At 66.5% G+C, this 15,624-nt stretch carries 13 protein-coding genes; 6 read left to right on the top strand and 7 right to left on the bottom strand.

Translation table 11 applies throughout. The features are described 5' to 3' along the window. Nucleotides 1-6: 6 nt before the first annotated feature. Complete coding sequence (locus OXU32_12540; protein MDE0074776.1) at nt 7-1,089, bottom strand: HupE/UreJ family protein; 1,083 nt, start codon at nt 1,087-1,089, stop codon at nt 7-9. Then, complete coding sequence (locus tag OXU32_12535; GenBank protein ID MDE0074775.1) at nt 1,086-1,916, bottom strand: peptidylprolyl isomerase; 831 nt, start codon at nt 1,914-1,916, stop codon at nt 1,086-1,088. Before OXU32_12535 ends, OXU32_12540 begins: the two co-directional genes overlap by 4 nt. Nucleotides 1,917-2,246: 330 nt before the next feature. On the opposite strand from OXU32_12535, the gene OXU32_12530 reads away from it, so the two are divergent. Next, nucleotides 2,247-3,044, top strand: coding sequence for an HNH endonuclease (locus OXU32_12530; protein MDE0074774.1), 798 nt, complete (start codon nt 2,247-2,249; stop codon nt 3,042-3,044). 23 nt (nt 3,045-3,067) lie between these two features. Here the strand turns inward: OXU32_12530 and OXU32_12525 are convergent, their stop codons facing one another. Together OXU32_12525 and OXU32_12520 are read right to left on the bottom strand one after the other, a co-directional pair. Continuing rightward, complete coding sequence (locus OXU32_12525) at nt 3,068-6,331, bottom strand: sialidase (protein ID MDE0074773.1); 3,264 nt, start codon at nt 6,329-6,331, stop codon at nt 3,068-3,070. 115 nt (nt 6,332-6,446) lie between these two features. Further along, nucleotides 6,447-7,307 carry a creatininase family protein gene (locus OXU32_12520; GenBank protein MDE0074772.1) on the bottom strand — a complete coding sequence of 287 codons (861 nt, stop codon included), beginning with the start codon at nt 7,305-7,307 and terminating at the stop codon, nt 6,447-6,449. A gap of 218 nt (nt 7,308-7,525) precedes the next feature. Between OXU32_12520 and OXU32_12515 the strand changes: the two genes are divergently transcribed. The 5 genes from OXU32_12515 to OXU32_12495 all read left to right on the top strand — a co-directional run bounded on the left by OXU32_12515 (nt 7,526) and on the right by OXU32_12495 (nt 12,626). Next, the gene (locus OXU32_12515; protein ID MDE0074771.1) at nt 7,526-7,993 is read left to right on the top strand and encodes a DUF1640 domain-containing protein; all 468 of its coding nucleotides are present in this window, start codon (nt 7,526-7,528) and stop codon (nt 7,991-7,993) included. A 44-nt stretch (nt 7,994-8,037) separates the two neighbouring features. Next, nucleotides 8,038-8,790 carry a class II aldolase/adducin family protein gene (locus OXU32_12510; GenBank protein MDE0074770.1) on the top strand — a complete coding sequence of 251 codons (753 nt, stop codon included), beginning with the start codon at nt 8,038-8,040 and terminating at the stop codon, nt 8,788-8,790. A gap of 32 nt (nt 8,791-8,822) precedes the next feature. Next, nucleotides 8,823-9,398, top strand: coding sequence for a hypothetical protein (locus OXU32_12505; GenBank protein ID MDE0074769.1), 576 nt, complete (start codon nt 8,823-8,825; stop codon nt 9,396-9,398). A gap of 76 nt (nt 9,399-9,474) precedes the next feature. Further along, entirely contained in the window at nt 9,475-10,356 is an 882-nt protein-coding gene (locus tag OXU32_12500; protein MDE0074768.1) for a dienelactone hydrolase family protein, read from the top strand. A gap of 5 nt (nt 10,357-10,361) precedes the next feature. Next, nucleotides 10,362-12,626, top strand: a complete 2,265-nt coding sequence (locus OXU32_12495; protein MDE0074767.1) for a pitrilysin family protein — start codon at nt 10,362-10,364, stop codon at nt 12,624-12,626. Between the two features lie 2 nt (nt 12,627-12,628). Here the strand turns inward: OXU32_12495 and OXU32_12490 are convergent, their stop codons facing one another. From OXU32_12490 to OXU32_12480, 3 genes are all read right to left on the bottom strand, one after another. Further along, entirely contained in the window at nt 12,629-13,918 is a 1,290-nt protein-coding gene (locus OXU32_12490; GenBank protein MDE0074766.1) for a type II toxin-antitoxin system HipA family toxin, read from the bottom strand. Next, on the bottom strand, nt 13,911-14,225 hold the full coding sequence (locus OXU32_12485) for a helix-turn-helix transcriptional regulator (protein MDE0074765.1): 315 nt from the start codon (nt 14,223-14,225) through the stop codon (nt 13,911-13,913). Before OXU32_12485 ends, OXU32_12490 begins: the two co-directional genes overlap by 8 nt. 214 nt (nt 14,226-14,439) lie before the next feature. Then, nucleotides 14,440-15,099 carry a peroxiredoxin family protein gene (locus tag OXU32_12480; protein ID MDE0074764.1) on the bottom strand — a complete coding sequence of 220 codons (660 nt, stop codon included), beginning with the start codon at nt 15,097-15,099 and terminating at the stop codon, nt 14,440-14,442. Nucleotides 15,100-15,624: the final 525 nt, after the last annotated feature.

Here is a 15,624-nt window from a genome sequence, read left to right as displayed (position 1 = left end):
ATATCGTTACGCACCCCATAGCGCCGGAAGGCGATCCAGGAACCAGAAGGTGGCGAAGGCGCCCAGGGCATATCCGAGGGCGGGCTCGACCCGTTGCACAGCGAAGCGTTTTGCCCGTCCAGCGATCTTCGCCAGCGCGATCAGCGCCACGACGAACGCGAGCTGTCCCGCCTCGACGCCCAGGTTGAAGAAGAGAAGGGCGACCGGAACGTCGCTGGACCTGAGCCCGATCTCGCCGAGAGCGCCGGCGAATCCCAGCCCGTGCAGCAGCCCGAAAACGAAGGCCACCAGCCACGGATACCGGTGCACGAGGCTCTCTTGGCCCTGGCGCCCGACCACGATCTCGCGGGCCAGCAGCACGATGGAGAGGGCGATCGCGGCTTCGACCGGTGCGCGATCCACGGGCACGTAGCCGAGCACCGCCAGCCCCAGCGTGATGCTGTGCGCCAAGGTGAAGGAGGTGATGGTCTTGACCAGCGACCAGAATCCCCCAACGAGCAGGAGCAGTCCCAGCACGAAAAGCAGGTGATCGATCCCGAAGAGGATGTGCTCCCCCCCGAGAATGAAGTACGTGCCCGCGAGTCGGCCGGTCGTCCCGCCTCCCGCGCGCAGATCCGCCAGCCGGATGGGGACCGAGCGGCCATCGCCGCGGAAGTAGGCCGACGCCTGGGAGCCGTCGCTCCAGCGCACGAGCGCGACCACGCCGGCCAGCGACCAGGGCAGCTCCAGGCTGTCGTCGAACGTCAGTTCGGAGGCGCATTCGAACGCGAAGCCCGCGCTCACGAGCACGCCCGCGTCCTCCGAGCCAATCGGCGTGCAGCGCTCCGGCAGCACCCCGCGCAGGTCGATGATGGGCGACACCTGGGTATCGACGATGGAGAATACGTACCGGGCATCGCCGATCTGGTCCAGGTAGACGCGGGCGACCGAGGTCACGTCCACGTCGTGGGTGGGGAGGGGGGCAGGGGCGGTGGCCGCGGCAGGGCGCGGCGCGGTCGTCCGCGTGAAGTCCGCCTCATAGCCGGGCGCCGGCGTCGAGGACGCGACGATGAGCGCAAGGACCGCCGCGAGGCCAACGGCTTTCGTCATCGTCCCTCCGGCTCGTCGATGACGATGTTGTAGCGCTCGCGCAGCCCCCCGACCGCCTGGTCGAGCCGCGCGGCTTCCTGATCGGCGACCCAGTCGAGACGTACTCTCTCGCGCACGCTTTCGAGGGGCGGAAGCTCTGGAGTGGCGCGCTCGACGATCCGGAACCAGTGCTGGCCGCGAACCGTCTCGTGAGGCCCGATCCAGCCTTCGGTGTTCGCACTGAGGATGAGTTCGGCCGTCACAGGCCCGAACAGCCTCCTCAGGTCGCCGCCGGTCACTTGGCGCAACACGGACGCTCGCACGTCGGTATTGTCGGCGAGCTCCTGGGCGGAAACGCCGGCCTGCAGCCGACCCACCAGGTCTCCAGCCGCCCCCAAGCCCGCGGCAATGACGACCTCCTCGATGGTGAGTGTCGGCTCGGGCGTGTAGCTCGTCCGGTTCGCCTCGTAGAAATCCCTGAGCTCGTCTTCCGTGGGCTGGATGACGTCCCCGCTCAGGACGTGAAGCATCTTCTGCACCAGGATGTCGTCGATCCGGCGATCGGCTTCGAGCCCCATGTCGAGAGCCTCGCGCACGAGAACCTGCTCGTCGATGTACGCATCCTCGACGAGCTGCCGCTCCTCCGGGCTAAGCGGAGCGCCGCGCAGCGCTTCCAGTTCCGCGATCCGGACCTCGATCTGCACGCGATCGATCGTGATGACGTTGCCGCGCCACGACTCGAGCGCCGCGTTCGCGCCGAACAGCACTGCCGCCAGCAGCACGAAGTGGGATGTCGGCTCGCGCAGGATGCGGCGGAAGAGGGGCGTTGCGGATATCGGTTCAGCCATGCGCATCCACCTCGCCGGCCGCGTGCATCGAGGCCGGCAGGATTCCAACGGGCATACGAGCAAGTTACGGGGGTGGGGATGGGCCGGACAAACGGCGGGGCGGGATGAGCCTGAGACGCGTAGATTGCTACAACTACGCCATCCCCGGCTCTTGAGGCTTCCGCCACGGCGACCGACGACTCAGCCTTGAACGCATACGCAGCTGTCACGGACAAGAATTGGTTCGATCACCTCAGAGGGCTTTCTCGTCGCGAGCAGGTAGACGAAGTCAACTTCTGGACTCCGAAGCCTTGGGGTGGTCACTTCCGCGTGCTCACTCGAGGCCAACCGTTGCTGTTCAAGCTGAAGAGCCCGCACAACGTGATCGCCGGCGGCGGGTTCTTCGAGCACTACACCGAACTCCCGATCGGCTTGGCATGGCAGGCGTTCGGGGAGAAGAACGGTGCTCCGAGCCTTGACGCGGTTCGGCACCGCACCGCTCATCTCCGCAGGGATCGTCCGCGGTCATCGAACTACGTGATCGGGTGCATCCTCCTGGCTGAACCTTTCTTCTGGGATGAGAAGGACTGGTTTCGCCAGCCCACCGATTGGGCTCCAAGCATTCAGCGGGGGAAGGGATACGACTTGCGGACCGGCATCGGGCGCGAGCTATGGAGGCAGGTGACCGATCGCCTCCACGGAACCATCGTGGCGGAACCGAAGCCCGAAGGCTGGCTGGATCTCCCGGGAGGCTATGCCGATCCCGTGCCGGTGAGGCATCGAGTGGGACAGGGGATCTTCCGAAGCGTCGTCACCGACGTATACGAGCGCCAGTGCGCACTAACGCGCGAGAAGGCGCTTCCGGCTCTCGACGCGGCCCACATCCAGCCTTTCAGCGAGGTCCCGGAGAACTACATCCAGAACGGAATGCTGCTTCGGTCCGATGTGCACAGGCTCTTCGACGCAGGTTACGTGACCGTCACGCCGGACCACCACTTCGAAGTCAGCAAACACATCCACACCGACTTCGATGACGGCGAGAACTACTACAAGCTGCATGGGAAGGGGTTGTGGGTTCCTACCCGCGCCAAGCATCGGCCAGGTCGGGACTACCTGGAGTGGCACAACCAGAACCGGTTCCGCGGTTAAGCCGGCAGGCCAACGGCATCAACTCACGTAATCACCCTCCCGATCCTCTGCTGCAGCATCCTGTTGAAGTTCTCCAGGTCCTCTGCCAACACCTCCTGAAGCGCCTCCTCCACCTCCCCCAGCTGCACCCTCAGCACCTGCGACACCTCCGCGTGCTGGTCCGTCGGCCGGAAGTCCGCCGTCGCGACCGCTCCCTGCAGGTAACGCAGCCTCCCCACGATCTTCGATGGCCAGCGCACCCCGTCGCTCCCGGTGTCGATCAGCTGGATCAGCTCGTGCTCCACCTCTATGAGGGCGGCGTCCAGCGCTTCCCCGGCCTCGATCAGATCCTCCGCGCCCTCTTCCTCCTCCAGAACCGGCCGCAGGTCGTAGATCTGGCGGCGCAATAGCTCGATGCGGTTCACCATGTCCGCTGCGCGGTTGCGGTCGGCCATGATCTCCCGCACCAGCTCGGTCTGCGCCGCGATGTCGGCGAGCGACCCTTCCGAGTTGGGATCCTTCAACACGGTCAGCGTCTGGCTGCCCATCTCTTCATCGTCGACGAGCAGAGTCACCATGTAGGTGCCCGGCGGCTGGAGCGGCCCGCCGCCCCCACCGAAGCCCCCACCGCCCACGCGATAGCCCTCGTCCGGCATCGGGAACCAGTCCGAATACAGCGGCTTCGTGCGCAGGCGGATCTCGGTGGGCCCGTCGCCGGTCAGGTCCCACCACACGCGGTTGAAGCCCGCGCTGCTGGTGCCGTCCAGGGTCGTGACTTCCTCTCCCGCGCTATCGTCGATGCGGAGCTGCACCGTGCCGGCGCCCTCGCCCAGCCAGTAGGTCAGCGGGGCCTCGCCCTCAGGGTTCTCGCCGTCGGACCAGTCGTCCAGCATGGTCGCGGGCTCGGTCACGGGGCGGAAGCGGTAGGCGTTGCGCGGCTCGAAGAGGTGCGCGGACGACGCGGACACCTCGTCGGTCAGTTGCTGCACCGGCCCCAGGTCGTCCAGGATCCAGTAGCCGCGCCCGTACGTCCCGATCACCAGGTCGTTGAAGTGCTCCTGCTGGAAGATGCCGTAGTACGGCGTCGGCGGCAGGCCCGGCATGAAGCGCTGCCAGCTGTCGCCGTCGTCGTAGCTGATGTAGAGCGAGCTCTCGGTTCCCAGGTAGAGCAGCCCCGGGCGCACCGCGTCCTCCAGCAGATACCGCGTATAGTCGACGGGATAGTTATCGACCCCGTCGGTGATCCGCGTCCAGCTCTCACCGAAGTCGTCGGTGCGGTAGGCGCGCGCCTCGAAGTCGCCCACCTGGTGGTGCTCGATGGTGATGTAGGCGCGTCCCGCGTCCCAGCGCGAGGCGTCGATGCTGCGCACAACGCCGTCGGGGGGCAGATCGGGGATGTTTTCGGTCACGTTGGTCCAGCTGGCTCCGTTGTCGCGGCTCACCTGCATGAGCCCGTCGTTGGTGCCCGCCCACAGGACGCCCGCCTCCACCGGCGATTCGTCGAAGGCGTAGATCACGCAGCAGAACTCCACGCCGATGTTGTCCGGGGTCAGTCCTCCGGAGATGGTCTGCCGGGACTTGTTGTTGGTGGAGAGGTCCGGGCTGATCACCTCCCAGCTCTGCCCGTTGTTGCGGGTGCGATGGACGTGCTGGCTGGTGACGTAGAGGGTGTTGGGATCATGCGGCGAGAGCAGCAGCGGGAAGGTCCACTGGAAGCGGAAGCGCATGTCCTCCGCCGGCCATCCCAATGTGGACATGGGCCATACCTCGACGTCGCGGAACTGTCCCCTGGCGACATCGTGGCGCACCACGATCCCGCCCGCGGCTCCGGCACCGGACGCACTCGACCACACGATGTTGGGATCGCGCGGATCGGGGGTCGCGAATCCGCTCTCGCCACCGCCCACGCCGCGCCACTCGCCGCGCGGGATGCGCCCGTTCGAGAAGAGCCCGCCCATGCGCGAGTTGGAGGGGCCCCGGAATGAAGGACCGTCCTGGCGGTTGCCGAGCACGTTGTACGGGATCGCGTTGTCGGCGGTCACGTGGTACATCTGCGCGATCGGCAACTGCACCCGGAACCAGGAGCGTCCCCGGTTCTCGCTGACCGAGAATCCGCCGTCGTGGGCGACTGCGATCCGGTCGGCGTTCAGTGGGTCGCTCCAGATGTCGTGATGGTCCCATCCGGGCGCGTCCCCGGCGAAGAGGAAGTTGGTGGTCTCGTGGGTCTCGCCGCCGTTCCGGCTCACGCTGTAGCTGGACGACAGGAAGTAGACCTCGTCGCGGTCGTCGGGCGCCACGCCGCAGCGCGTGTAATAGGCCTGGCGCGTGGCGAGGTCATGGCTGTATGAGGCAAGGCGCCAGCTGTCACCCCCGTCGCTCGTGCTCCAGAGTTCGCCCGAGTCGGTATCCTCGCCGTCGATGGGCACCCCGTCTCCCGTCTCGATAAGGGCGTAGATGCGGTCGGAATCGGACGCCGACATGCAGAGCCCGATCTTGCCGATGCGGCGCGTGGGGAGGCCGTTGCCCTCGATCTCGCGCCAGGTGTCGCCCCCGTCCATGGTCACGTGGATGCCGCTCGCGGGGCCCCCGCTGTCCCGCTTCCAGGTCTTGAGGTCCAGGTCCCACATGCTGGCCACGATCTTCCGCGGGTTGTTCGGGTCCATCACCATTTCGTATGCGCCCGCCCCCGGGTCGACGAACAGCACCCGCTCCCAGCTCTCGCCCCCGTCGAGGGTGCGGTACACGCCCCGATCCTCGGACGGCTGGTACGCGTGCCCCAGCGCGGCGACGTAGACGATGTCCGGATCGGCGGGATGGATGAGGATGCGGCCGACCCGCCCCGTCCCTTCCAGCCCCACGTGCGCCCACGAGTCGCCGCCGTCGGTGGACTTCCACATGCCGTTGCCGATGGAGACGTTCGACCGGATGGACGACTCGCCCGTCCCCGCCCACACGATGGCGTGGTCGCTGGGCGCCACCGCGAGCGCGCCGATGGAGTGCACGGGCTGGTCGTCGAACACCGGTTCCCAGTTGAGCCCTGCGTCCTCGGTTCGCCAGATGCCGCCGCTGGCCGCTCCCGCGAAGTAGATACTCCGGTTGCCGGGCACTCCCACCACCGACGCGAGCCGGTTGCCCACCGGGCCGATGTGGCGGAAGCGGAGGCCGCTCAGATGTTCTTCCGGGACCTCCTGGGCGGAGAGCGGGACTGTCGGGAGCGCGAGGAGTGCGACCAGCGCGAAGCCAACTGCGGCGGCGGGCGCGATCATGCGGAAAACGCCCATGGATGCGGTCTTACGGGATACGGTCATGGTCCTGGCTCCACCGGATTGGAAGCACCGAGAATCGCGAAAAGTCTGCCAAAATGTCAGAAGATGAAGGCTTCTGAGGCGGCCAACACCGAAAACTCTGCCATAATGGCAGACTTCACCCACCGCGAGCCGCCATCAGCACCCTGTGAATCGCCTCCACGGTCGCATCGGTGCGGAACTCGATCAGCCTCCTGCCGTGCTCGATCGTCCGCTCGGCTGGCAGGATGCTGATGCCGTTGATCGACGCCTTGTCGGCCGCGATGCGTTGCTGGAGCCGCACATGCTGCGGATCGTCGTTCATGATGATCGACGTGATGTAGTAGTCGTCGTGGAGGCCTTCAAGCCGGGGATCCTCGTCGATCCCGAGTTCCTCGCGCTGATAGGTCAGCACGTCGCCGTAGTTGTAGTACTCGCGGATGTGGGCGATCACGACATTTTCGTCCGCCCATCTTTGCGAGAGCTCCGTGGCCACCGCGGCCAGGCCACGCTGGTTCCCCCCGCTGTCGCCCAGCATGAAGATGCGCGTGAACCCCTGGGCCTTGAGGCTGACCGCCATGTCGCGCAGCACCGCCTGGTAGGTCTCCTGCGAGAAGCGGATTCCGCCGGGCGAACTGGCGGTCTCGGGGTTGCCCGGCTCGATGGTGACGATGGGCGCGACCAGGGTGTTGCCGAGTCGGCGCGCGATCGCGTCACCCATGACCCGCAGCACGTGGTTGTGCTTGCCGGTGGTGAGGTAGGGCCCGTTCTCCTCGATGCCGCCGGTCAGAATGAGAGCGGTATTGGTGCCCTCGCGCAGCGCGTCCCGGACCTCGAGCATGGTCAATTCTTCGATCCAGATGTTGTCGAGAGCCGCGATGGGGCGCTCGAACTCCATCATGTCGACCATGTTCTCTCCCTGCGCGGCGGCCGGTGCGGGAGCTGCCGCGAGAGATACGGCGAAGGCGAGCGCGAACGTGGTGAGCGATGATGTTCTCATGACAAGCCTCCAGGGCGGAACAACGGCTGCGTGACGGGCATGTCATGACCATGCGCGCGCGGAAGCGTACCGGCAAGACCGGTCGGCGGAATGGTCCCATTCAGCCATTTGTACGCCGGGAATGGACTGCCAGATTGCGAATCGCCCATTGCTCGCCGATCTCGCCTTGGGGCCGCGTTCTGGCAATTGCGGCAGCAAGCGACAACATTAGGGAGACCATGATCGCTTTCGACACGCTCAGCGCAGCCACCAGACTGCGGCAGGAAGCGGGCTTCAGCGAGGATCAGGCTCGCGTGCTCGTGGACACCTTCGCGCAGTGTGTGGACGAGAGCCTGGCCACCAAGCGCCATGTGAAGGAAACCGAAGAGGCGCTACGTCGTGAAATGCGGCAGTTGGAAGCGTCGCTGCGCGGGGACCTGGCGTCTTTGCGCGGGGACCTGGAGCAGACCGAGGCGTCGCTGCGGGCGGAGATCACCGGGGTTCGCGGGGACCTGGAGCAGACGGAAGCGGCGCTCCGGGGGGATATGGAGCAGATGGAGAAGTCGCTCCGGGGGGACATGCAGCGGATGGAGGAGTCCCTGCGATCCGACATGCGCGCGCTCGAACACCGCATGACGATCAAGCTGGGTGGCATCGTGAGCCTGGCGCTGGGAATCCTCGTCGCGCTGGAGACGCTGGTCTTTTGATTGTCGGCACGGACTCTGTCGCGCCGGCATCGTCGGCGACTGAGATGGGCTCGGCGGCACAGGCCGGCATCGACGAGATCGCGATCCGCCGAACGCGCGTCGACTTTGCCGCCGTGCACCGCATCGTGGTGCACGAGAACATGCACGAGGGCACCTGGAACCACTTCAGCTGCAAGGTCCCGGGCAGACCCGGACACCTGTTCATCACGCCCGGGCAGACGCATTTTTCGCGCGTGACGGCGAGCAGCCTCGTCGAGGTGGGCCCGGAGGGCACGCCGTTCGGCAGGGAAGGGCGGCTCAACGTGAGCGCGTGGGCGATCCACGCTCCCATCCAGCGCGCGCGGCCCGATATCGTGTGCGCGCTGCACGTGCATGGGCCGTACAGCACCGCGCTTGCCTCCATCGACGGGTGGAGGTTCGATGAGCGCGGAAGCCAGAACGCGGGCGTATTCCACGGGAACTGCGCCTACTTCGGATACGAGGGGCTGGTCACCGAATCCGACGAGGGCGGGCGCATGGCCGAAGCCCTCGGCGACAAGCGGGTGCTCTTTCTCGCGAACCATGGCGTGCTCGTCGTCGGGGACACCATCGAAAAGACGATGCTCTGGCTCTATCAGCTGGAGCGCGCCTGCATGAACGAACTGCTCGTGTTGCAGGCGGGCCGGAAGCTGCGCCCGATCCCGATCGCGGCCGCGAAACACAACGCCGAACTATCCATCGAGTCCTGGGGCGAAGCCGGCTATCTCGAAGGAATGAAGGAAGTTCTGGACGCGGAGGGCCAGGACTACGCCGAGTGATTCGACGGGACCGCGGTTAACGCGCTAGCTTTGTGAACATGCCCTACACCATGCGTCGCATCGTTCTCGTCGTGGTCCTGACCGCGGTCGCGCTTCCCGCCGCCGCTCAGGAACCCATCGTCGATGGCTTCCGGGGAAACCCCTGGGGCAGCCGGGTCGAGGACATCCCCGAGCTTGCCGGCAACGAGCAGGTGGGCGAACGCGAAGGGCTTCGCATCTACTCGACGGAAGCCCGGCTCCTGGGTCGCCAGGCCCTCGCCGGCTACTACTTCCATCCCGATACCGGCGAGCTGGTCGAAGGCGCCTACGTGATGGTGATGCCGCTCGAGAGCTGCCAGACCATCTGGGATCTCCTGAGCCGCGATATCCAGCGCACCTATCCCGGCCTCGAGCGGCAGGGCGAGCTGCCCTCGCGCAGGAACGCGCACCGGCCCGTCTACGAGTCCGACTGCGAGTACTTCGTCTACAACTATCATCGGGAAGAATGGCGCATGGGATTCGGAAACCCGGACCCGCCGTATGACGAAGTTCGCATGTGGATTCGCGTGAACGAACGAACGCCGCGGCTTCACGTGGAGTACAGGGGAGAGCGCGCCGAGCCTCGATAACGTCGTCGACGGCTGCGCCTTACCGTGGTTTCGATTCCTGCCGGCCGCCCCGCAGTCATATCCCCAGGGAGGGAAGATGAACTCCGTCACGCTCCATCCGTCACGCGTCCTCGGCTTCAGCCTCCTCTTCTCACTCCTTGCCTGCGCGCCCGCGTCGGACGGCGGCGCGGGCTCCGATGGTTCCGGCGGGATGGAGGTCCGCATCGAGATGGGCTCCGCGGATGATGCCGGCCTCCCGGCCGCGATCCTCGGCACCGCGCCCGCGCCGCGCGGAGAGGGCGTGCACTACGTCGCGGGAGACGAGGCCACACGCGGGTACCTTGCCGTGCCCGAAGGGGAGGGCCCCTTTCCCGCGCTGGTGCTGATCCACGAATGGAACGGGCTGGTGGACCGGGTGCGGCAGGTCGCCGACGCCATGGCCGACGAAGGGTACGTGGCGCTCGCCGCGGATCTCTTCCAGGGCCGGACCGGCTCCAATCCCGACGAGAACATGGCGCTGATCGCGGAGGCGAACGCCGATCCGAACGCCGTCATCGCCAACCTGAACGAGGCCGTGAACTTCCTGCGCGCGCGCGGCGACGTAACCGGAGCTGTCGGCACCATGGGGTGGTGTTTCGGCGGCGGCATCGCGCTCAGCTACGCGCTGGGGGGCGAGCATCACGACGCCACCGCGATCTTCTACGGGCGGCTGGTCACCGATCCGGAGGTGCTGGCGGCGATCGACCACGAGGTGTACGGCACCTTCGCGGAGATGGACACCGGCCCCCCGCCCGACCAGGTGAACCAGTTCGTGGACGCGCTGCGCGCCCAGGGTATCGAGAACGACGTCCACATCTACGACGCGGTCAACCATGGCTTCTGGCTGCGCGTGGACGATGATCCCGACCTGCGCACAGCTCCCGCGCAGGATGCATGGGACCGGCTCAAGGCCTACCTCGAGCGCACGCTCGCGGGCTGATGCCGGTGCGGCTACGGCCGGCCCGGCTTCTCGCCGGCCTGTCGCGGTCCGGTCCGCCTGTCGTCCTCCTGGCGTTGGCCGTGCTGCCTGGCGCGGGGGTCGAGGCCCAACAGGCCGCACCCTCCAACCCTTTTGCCGGCTTCGAGACCCACTTCCTCTCCAACGGCGTCAAGGTCTGGTTCAAGCAGCTTCCCGGCGCGCCCAACGTCTCAGTGAGCGTGGGGGTGCCGGTGGGTTCCGACGCGGATCCGCCGGGCAAGGAGCAGCTCGCCCACTTCACCGAGCACATGCTCTTCTCCGACCACGACGGCCGCACCGAGCAGGAGATCAAGGACGCGGTGGAAGGGATCGGCGGGCGGCGCAACGGCTTCACCTACCGCGACCGCACCTGGTACTACGTGACCATCGGCCAGGAGCACGGGCTGTTCGCCATCGAGTGGCTGGCCGGCATCCTCTCCCCGCACGAGATGGACCCGGCCGTGGTGGACCGCGGGCGGCAGCCGGTCGAGAACGAGATCCGCGCCCGCCCGCGCGAGCTCTTCGATCACCTCGTGGCCGCGTTCAACCCGGGGTGGCTCGCGTTCCCCGACTTCTGGGAGCGCGAGTTCGGCGTCGAACGGCTGCGCGCCCCCTTTCCGGACATGTGGCGGAGCCTGCAGGGCATCACCCCGGAGGATCTGCGCGGCTTCTACGACCAGTACTACTCGCCCGCGGTCATGACCGTCACGATCGTCGGCGACCTCGACCGGGACGACGCGCTCGAACGCGCCCGGCGCACCTTCGGGTCGATCCCCGCGCGGCCGGCGGAGCGGTGGGCGACCACAGCCGAGGACCCGGGGCGCGTGCGGTCCATGTACCGGTGGGGATTCCAGTCGACGGCCGGCTACCAGTCGCGCCACAAGCTCTTCTACGCCAGCTCCGACGAGCTGCTGACGGCGATGTTCGTCCGCGACCTGCTCAACCGCCGGCTCAACCAGCGCCTGCGCTACGGCGAGCGCAAGGCCGTGTACGGCGCGAGCGCCAACCTGGTGATGCGCGGGCCGGCGGCGTATCTGCAGGTGAGCAGCCGCATCGACGAAGACGACTTCGACTTCGCCAGCGCGATCATCGAAGAGGAGATCGAATACCTGCGTTCGGGCTCGCTCGCCACGGCCGAGTTCGAAGCGGATCGTGCCGCCGTGATCGAACGGCTGCGCGGCGCAAATCAGACCGCGGACGCCCTGAACGCCTGGACCCGCCAGGTCTTCTACGACCCGGCCACCTTCACCGACTTTCCCGACGTCCTCTCTTTCTACCAGAATCTGAGCCAGAGCCAGGTCGCGTCTTTTTCCGCGCGCGCCTTCGACGCGTCTCGCCAGGTCCTGTCGGTGTCGCGACCGCAGCCGGTCAGCCAGGGGATGGCCGTGCTGGCGGTGGCCGTTCTGGTCTGGATCACGCTGAAGTTGGTCGCGTGGGCGCTGACCAGGCCTGTCCGGATGAAGGACATCCGCTACGTCGCTCATTTCCGGCTGCCGGTGGTGCTGCGAACCGCGTACGCGCTCGGGTTGATCGCGGTCACGCTCGCTCTGGGACGCATCGCCGCGGCAGGGATCGGCTTGGGGTTGGACCGCTGGCTCCTGCCCGTCGATGACTACGTGATCCAACATGCCGGGATCGGCGGCGTCTTCGTCATCCTGCTCGCCGGCTCCGCAATCCTGGCAGCGTGGCCCCCGCGCAAGCTGCTCATCTTCGAGGACCACATCCGCATCAAGTCGCGCGCGTGGCGCTCGCGCATCCTCAAGGCCGATGACATCGAGGAGATTGTGCTGGAGCGCGGCTTCGGCGCCTGGCTGAGCCGCGGGATCCTGCGGAGCCCTCCGCTAGCGTTCGGGCTGATCGGCCCTGGCATCCACCTGCGTCCCGTCAACGGACGAAGCTACTTCTTCCGTAGCCGAGACACGACGGAACTGGCCGAGGTGCTGGGTTCGTGGTTGGGCAGGCCGATCTCACAGCGCCCGCTGAAGAAGCGCAGGCAGTCGAGGAAGGCCGACGAGGCGGCGACAGGAACTCAGGCCGCGCCCGAGGCCACGGCGCCCAGGCCAGCACCGGCAGCAACGCCATCCCGAACCACGCGCGCCGTCACGGCACCCGGCGTCACATCCGGGTCAGTCGCCCGCGGCTCCACGCCCCCTCCTCCTCCCGGTCCCGCCGACCCCGGGGAGGACATCGACTTCGACAGCATCGGCCTTACGGAGGAGGAGATGCGGGAGCTGCTCGGAGAGGACGGGTGAGCTTACCGGAACCGTTCAAACCTGCACCCCAGGTGCTCCACCATACGGTCGGGCACCCCGGCCGCTGACGCGAAATCCTGCCAGCGGCTCAATGAATCGACGACTTGGTCGATGACCGCGCTCCCGTCTTCCGGCAGATCGTAGTTCCTTCCCACCTGCAGCAGATCGCTCCGCGTGATGCGGCGGAACTTGTCGTTGACGGACATCTGATGTTGCCGCGTCCACGCCTCGTTCTCGGCGTAAGTAACGTCGTAGACGGGCGCCAGCCGCCAGCGGCCTCCGGGGTCCATCAGGAACCCGAAGTTCTTCACGTGGTCGTCGAAGTTCACGGTCGCCACGTTGAAGACCATCCGCCGGTAGGCCTCGTTCACCGACTCCTGCCCCAGACCGAGGGCACGGATGGAATCGAGGTAGCCCTCGTAGCTGAACACGTACTGGTCGTTGAAGTCGATGTGCTGAAGCCCGCCGAGGCTGTGGAAGTGGAGCCTGGACTCGCCTGCCCTTCCTGCCACACGGTCGAAGCGGCGGGTCATGAAGTGAGCGAAGTTGCCGTCCCGTAGAAGGTGGGTCTCGGCCATGTGGATGCCCGCCTTCGTCGCCATGCGCGAGTATGCGTATTCGATGCGGCCCCAGGGGCCGGGTTGCCTTTCGCTGCGCATGCCCTGTCCCGCCGAGTCCCGCGTAACCCCATCGAACTTGATGAGCCATGGCTCATCGCCGGGGTCGGGACGAGCGAATCCCGAGCGGATGCGGTTGGTCGACCGATTCCAGAGAACGAGCGCCTTCGGACGGGCACCGCCCGCGCTGCCCCCGATTTGCATGATCTCCGGAACAGCTACCGACACGTCTCCTTCGATGACGCGCCGCGCCTGATCGACCAGGGCGCGCAGCTCGAGGGCTTCCTCCGTGCTCTCTCCCGGATCTAGCGCAGGATGGAATTCAAGAGCTCCCATCGACCGGCTTCCGATGTAGAGGAGTCGCTGGAGCGGTGACATGGCATCTCCCGAGCGTCCACGGTCCGCGAAATAGCGACGGATGATGGCGTTGCCGAATCGGTCCGGCAGAGCGTCGGCGAACACGCCTGGAAGACCGATGAAGGCGGGCTTGCGGGCAAGCTCCAGAAACGAGACGGGACCGCGTCGGTTCAGTGGCAGGTGGAGGGGGGAAATGTCGAGCCCTGATCGACGAAAATCCGGGTCGTACTCGAAGGTGACACGGCCGGTCGAGGACTCTCCCAGAATGCCGACATCCCGCCCCCATAATCGGACCCGCGCAACCGCATAGTCAGTCACGAACACGCCTCGACGCGCGCTGGCGCACCTTGCCCCTCAGCCTCGCGATCTCGTACGGGGACACTTCGGGCACCGGAACGAACGCCTCGAAGGACTGGAGGCGACCCAGTCCGCGCATGACGCGAATCAGGTTCTCGGTGCCGACGCTGTGCCCGGCTTCGAGGCGGTCGATGGTGCGCGGGCTAACGCCCGAATCGGCAGCCAGGTCCTGGACGCGCAGATTCTGCTGGAGCCGGAGCGTCTTCAGGCGCGCGCCCAACTCACGCAGGACGTCGGGCGTGCGGCTTGTAGCAACGATCGCAGGCATGGCGACGACCTCCTTTCAACACATCGAAGATAGGCCATGGCAGCCTGCTTGTCCACGACGCCAGATATGACGTACAAAATTGAACTACACAGATACCCCGCCATACTCGTCGTGTTATGACACCTGCACTGCGGATCCCGCGATGCCGTCCAACCGATCCCCCGGAGCCCCGAAACGCCTTCTGCCCAAGCCTGCCCGAGCGCGGTGATCCCCTTCAGCCGATCTTCGCCAGCGCCGCCATCACGTCCTCGTTGCTGGGACGGATGCGGTAGTCGACCTCGATGAACTTCCAGCGCACGACGCCCTCCATGTCGATGACGTAGACGGCGGGGTGGGGGACCGGGCGCCGGCTGTCCGCGTTGAACAGGCCGTAGCGGTCGATCACCGCGTGGTCCGGATCGGCGAGGATGTGGTAGTCGAGGGTGCGGTCCTGTTCGGCGGCCACCCGGTCGATCATCATCTGCTGTTCCGGGCGTTCATCCACGGAAATGGCAAGGATCTCGGCGTCCGCTTCCTGGTCGACGTCCAGCAGTTCACTCAGCTCCCCGAGCTGACCGGCGCACCACGGTCACCAGTGGCCCCGGTAGAAGGCGAGAATGACGTTCTGCTGTCCGCGGAAGTCCGAGAGGGTGATCACGTCGCCCGAGTAGGCGAGCAGCGAGAAATCGGGGGCGGCATCGCCGACCGCCACCCGGCCGGTGTCCTGGCCGGGCAGGTCGCGGCCGTCGGCGGGGCCCAGGTCGGCCGTTTGGCCGGCGTCGTCGGGCGCGCTCCCGGGCGAGGTCGGCGCGGCGCCCTCGCGGTCGGCCAGCAGGTAGTAGCCGCCCAGCAGCACCACGGCTGTTGCGATCGCGATTCCAGTACGTCGCGACATCATCTTCCTCCGGGGATGGGTGCGGCGCGAAGCCGCAGCGGGCTGCAATCGCGTCGAATAAAGCCTGACGTTACGGCGGAGTCAAGGGGAGACGAATAACGGCAAGGAAACATGTAAGTTCAATCAGGGCTGCACGATCTGCCGTCCTCGCCGTTCGACGAGAACTGACTCCATCGTGTCCATATGGCTGTAAGATCGGGGTCGATTGGCGGGAATCCTGCCGTCGTCACGGTTGCCCGGAGGGCTGATCCTGACCCTGCACTCCTGTCAGCATGAAGAAAGTTGTCCGAGAATGCATCCAACTCGAAACCCACGACCTCTCCATCTGGACCGAAGGTTACCGAGGTGGGTCCAGCATAGCGTAGCAGGCCATCCACCTCGTCTGATTGCAAAGGGCCTCCGAGGAACTCCAGAGTCAAGGCCAGATCGAGGTCGTAGTTCGGCTTCACGGACAACACAGCGGCGAGGTAAGATGTGATGGAATGGACGCCCCCTCCCGACAGCCTCACAATTCACCGATGATGG

This window comes from Gammaproteobacteria bacterium, from assembly GCA_028819075.1.
Taxonomy (GTDB): domain Bacteria; phylum Gemmatimonadota; class Gemmatimonadetes; order Longimicrobiales; family Gaopeijiaceae; genus BD2-11.
This window is presented reverse-complemented; position numbering and strand designations above follow the sequence as displayed.

What these genes read in the sequence shown, in the direction of transcription:
- OXU32_12540 (MDE0074776.1), bottom strand. Translation starts at nt 1,089, where the DNA reads ATGACGAAAGCCGTTGGCCTCGCGGCGGTCCTTGCGCTCATCGTCGCG.
- OXU32_12535 (MDE0074775.1), bottom strand. Translation starts at nt 1,916, where the DNA reads ATGGCTGAACCGATATCCGCAACGCCCCTCTTCCGCCGCATCCTGCGC.
- OXU32_12525 (MDE0074773.1), bottom strand. Translation starts at nt 6,331, where the DNA reads ATGACCGTATCCCGTAAGACCGCATCCATGGGCGTTTTCCGCATGATC.
- OXU32_12520 (MDE0074772.1), bottom strand. Translation starts at nt 7,307, where the DNA reads ATGAGAACATCATCGCTCACCACGTTCGCGCTCGCCTTCGCCGTATCT.
- OXU32_12515 (MDE0074771.1), top strand. Translation starts at nt 7,526, where the DNA reads ATGATCGCTTTCGACACGCTCAGCGCAGCCACCAGACTGCGGCAGGAA.
- OXU32_12510 (MDE0074770.1), top strand. Translation starts at nt 8,038, where the DNA reads ATGGGCTCGGCGGCACAGGCCGGCATCGACGAGATCGCGATCCGCCGA.
- OXU32_12500 (MDE0074768.1), top strand. Translation starts at nt 9,475, where the DNA reads ATGAACTCCGTCACGCTCCATCCGTCACGCGTCCTCGGCTTCAGCCTC.
- OXU32_12485 (MDE0074765.1), bottom strand. Translation starts at nt 14,225, where the DNA reads ATGCCTGCGATCGTTGCTACAAGCCGCACGCCCGACGTCCTGCGTGAG.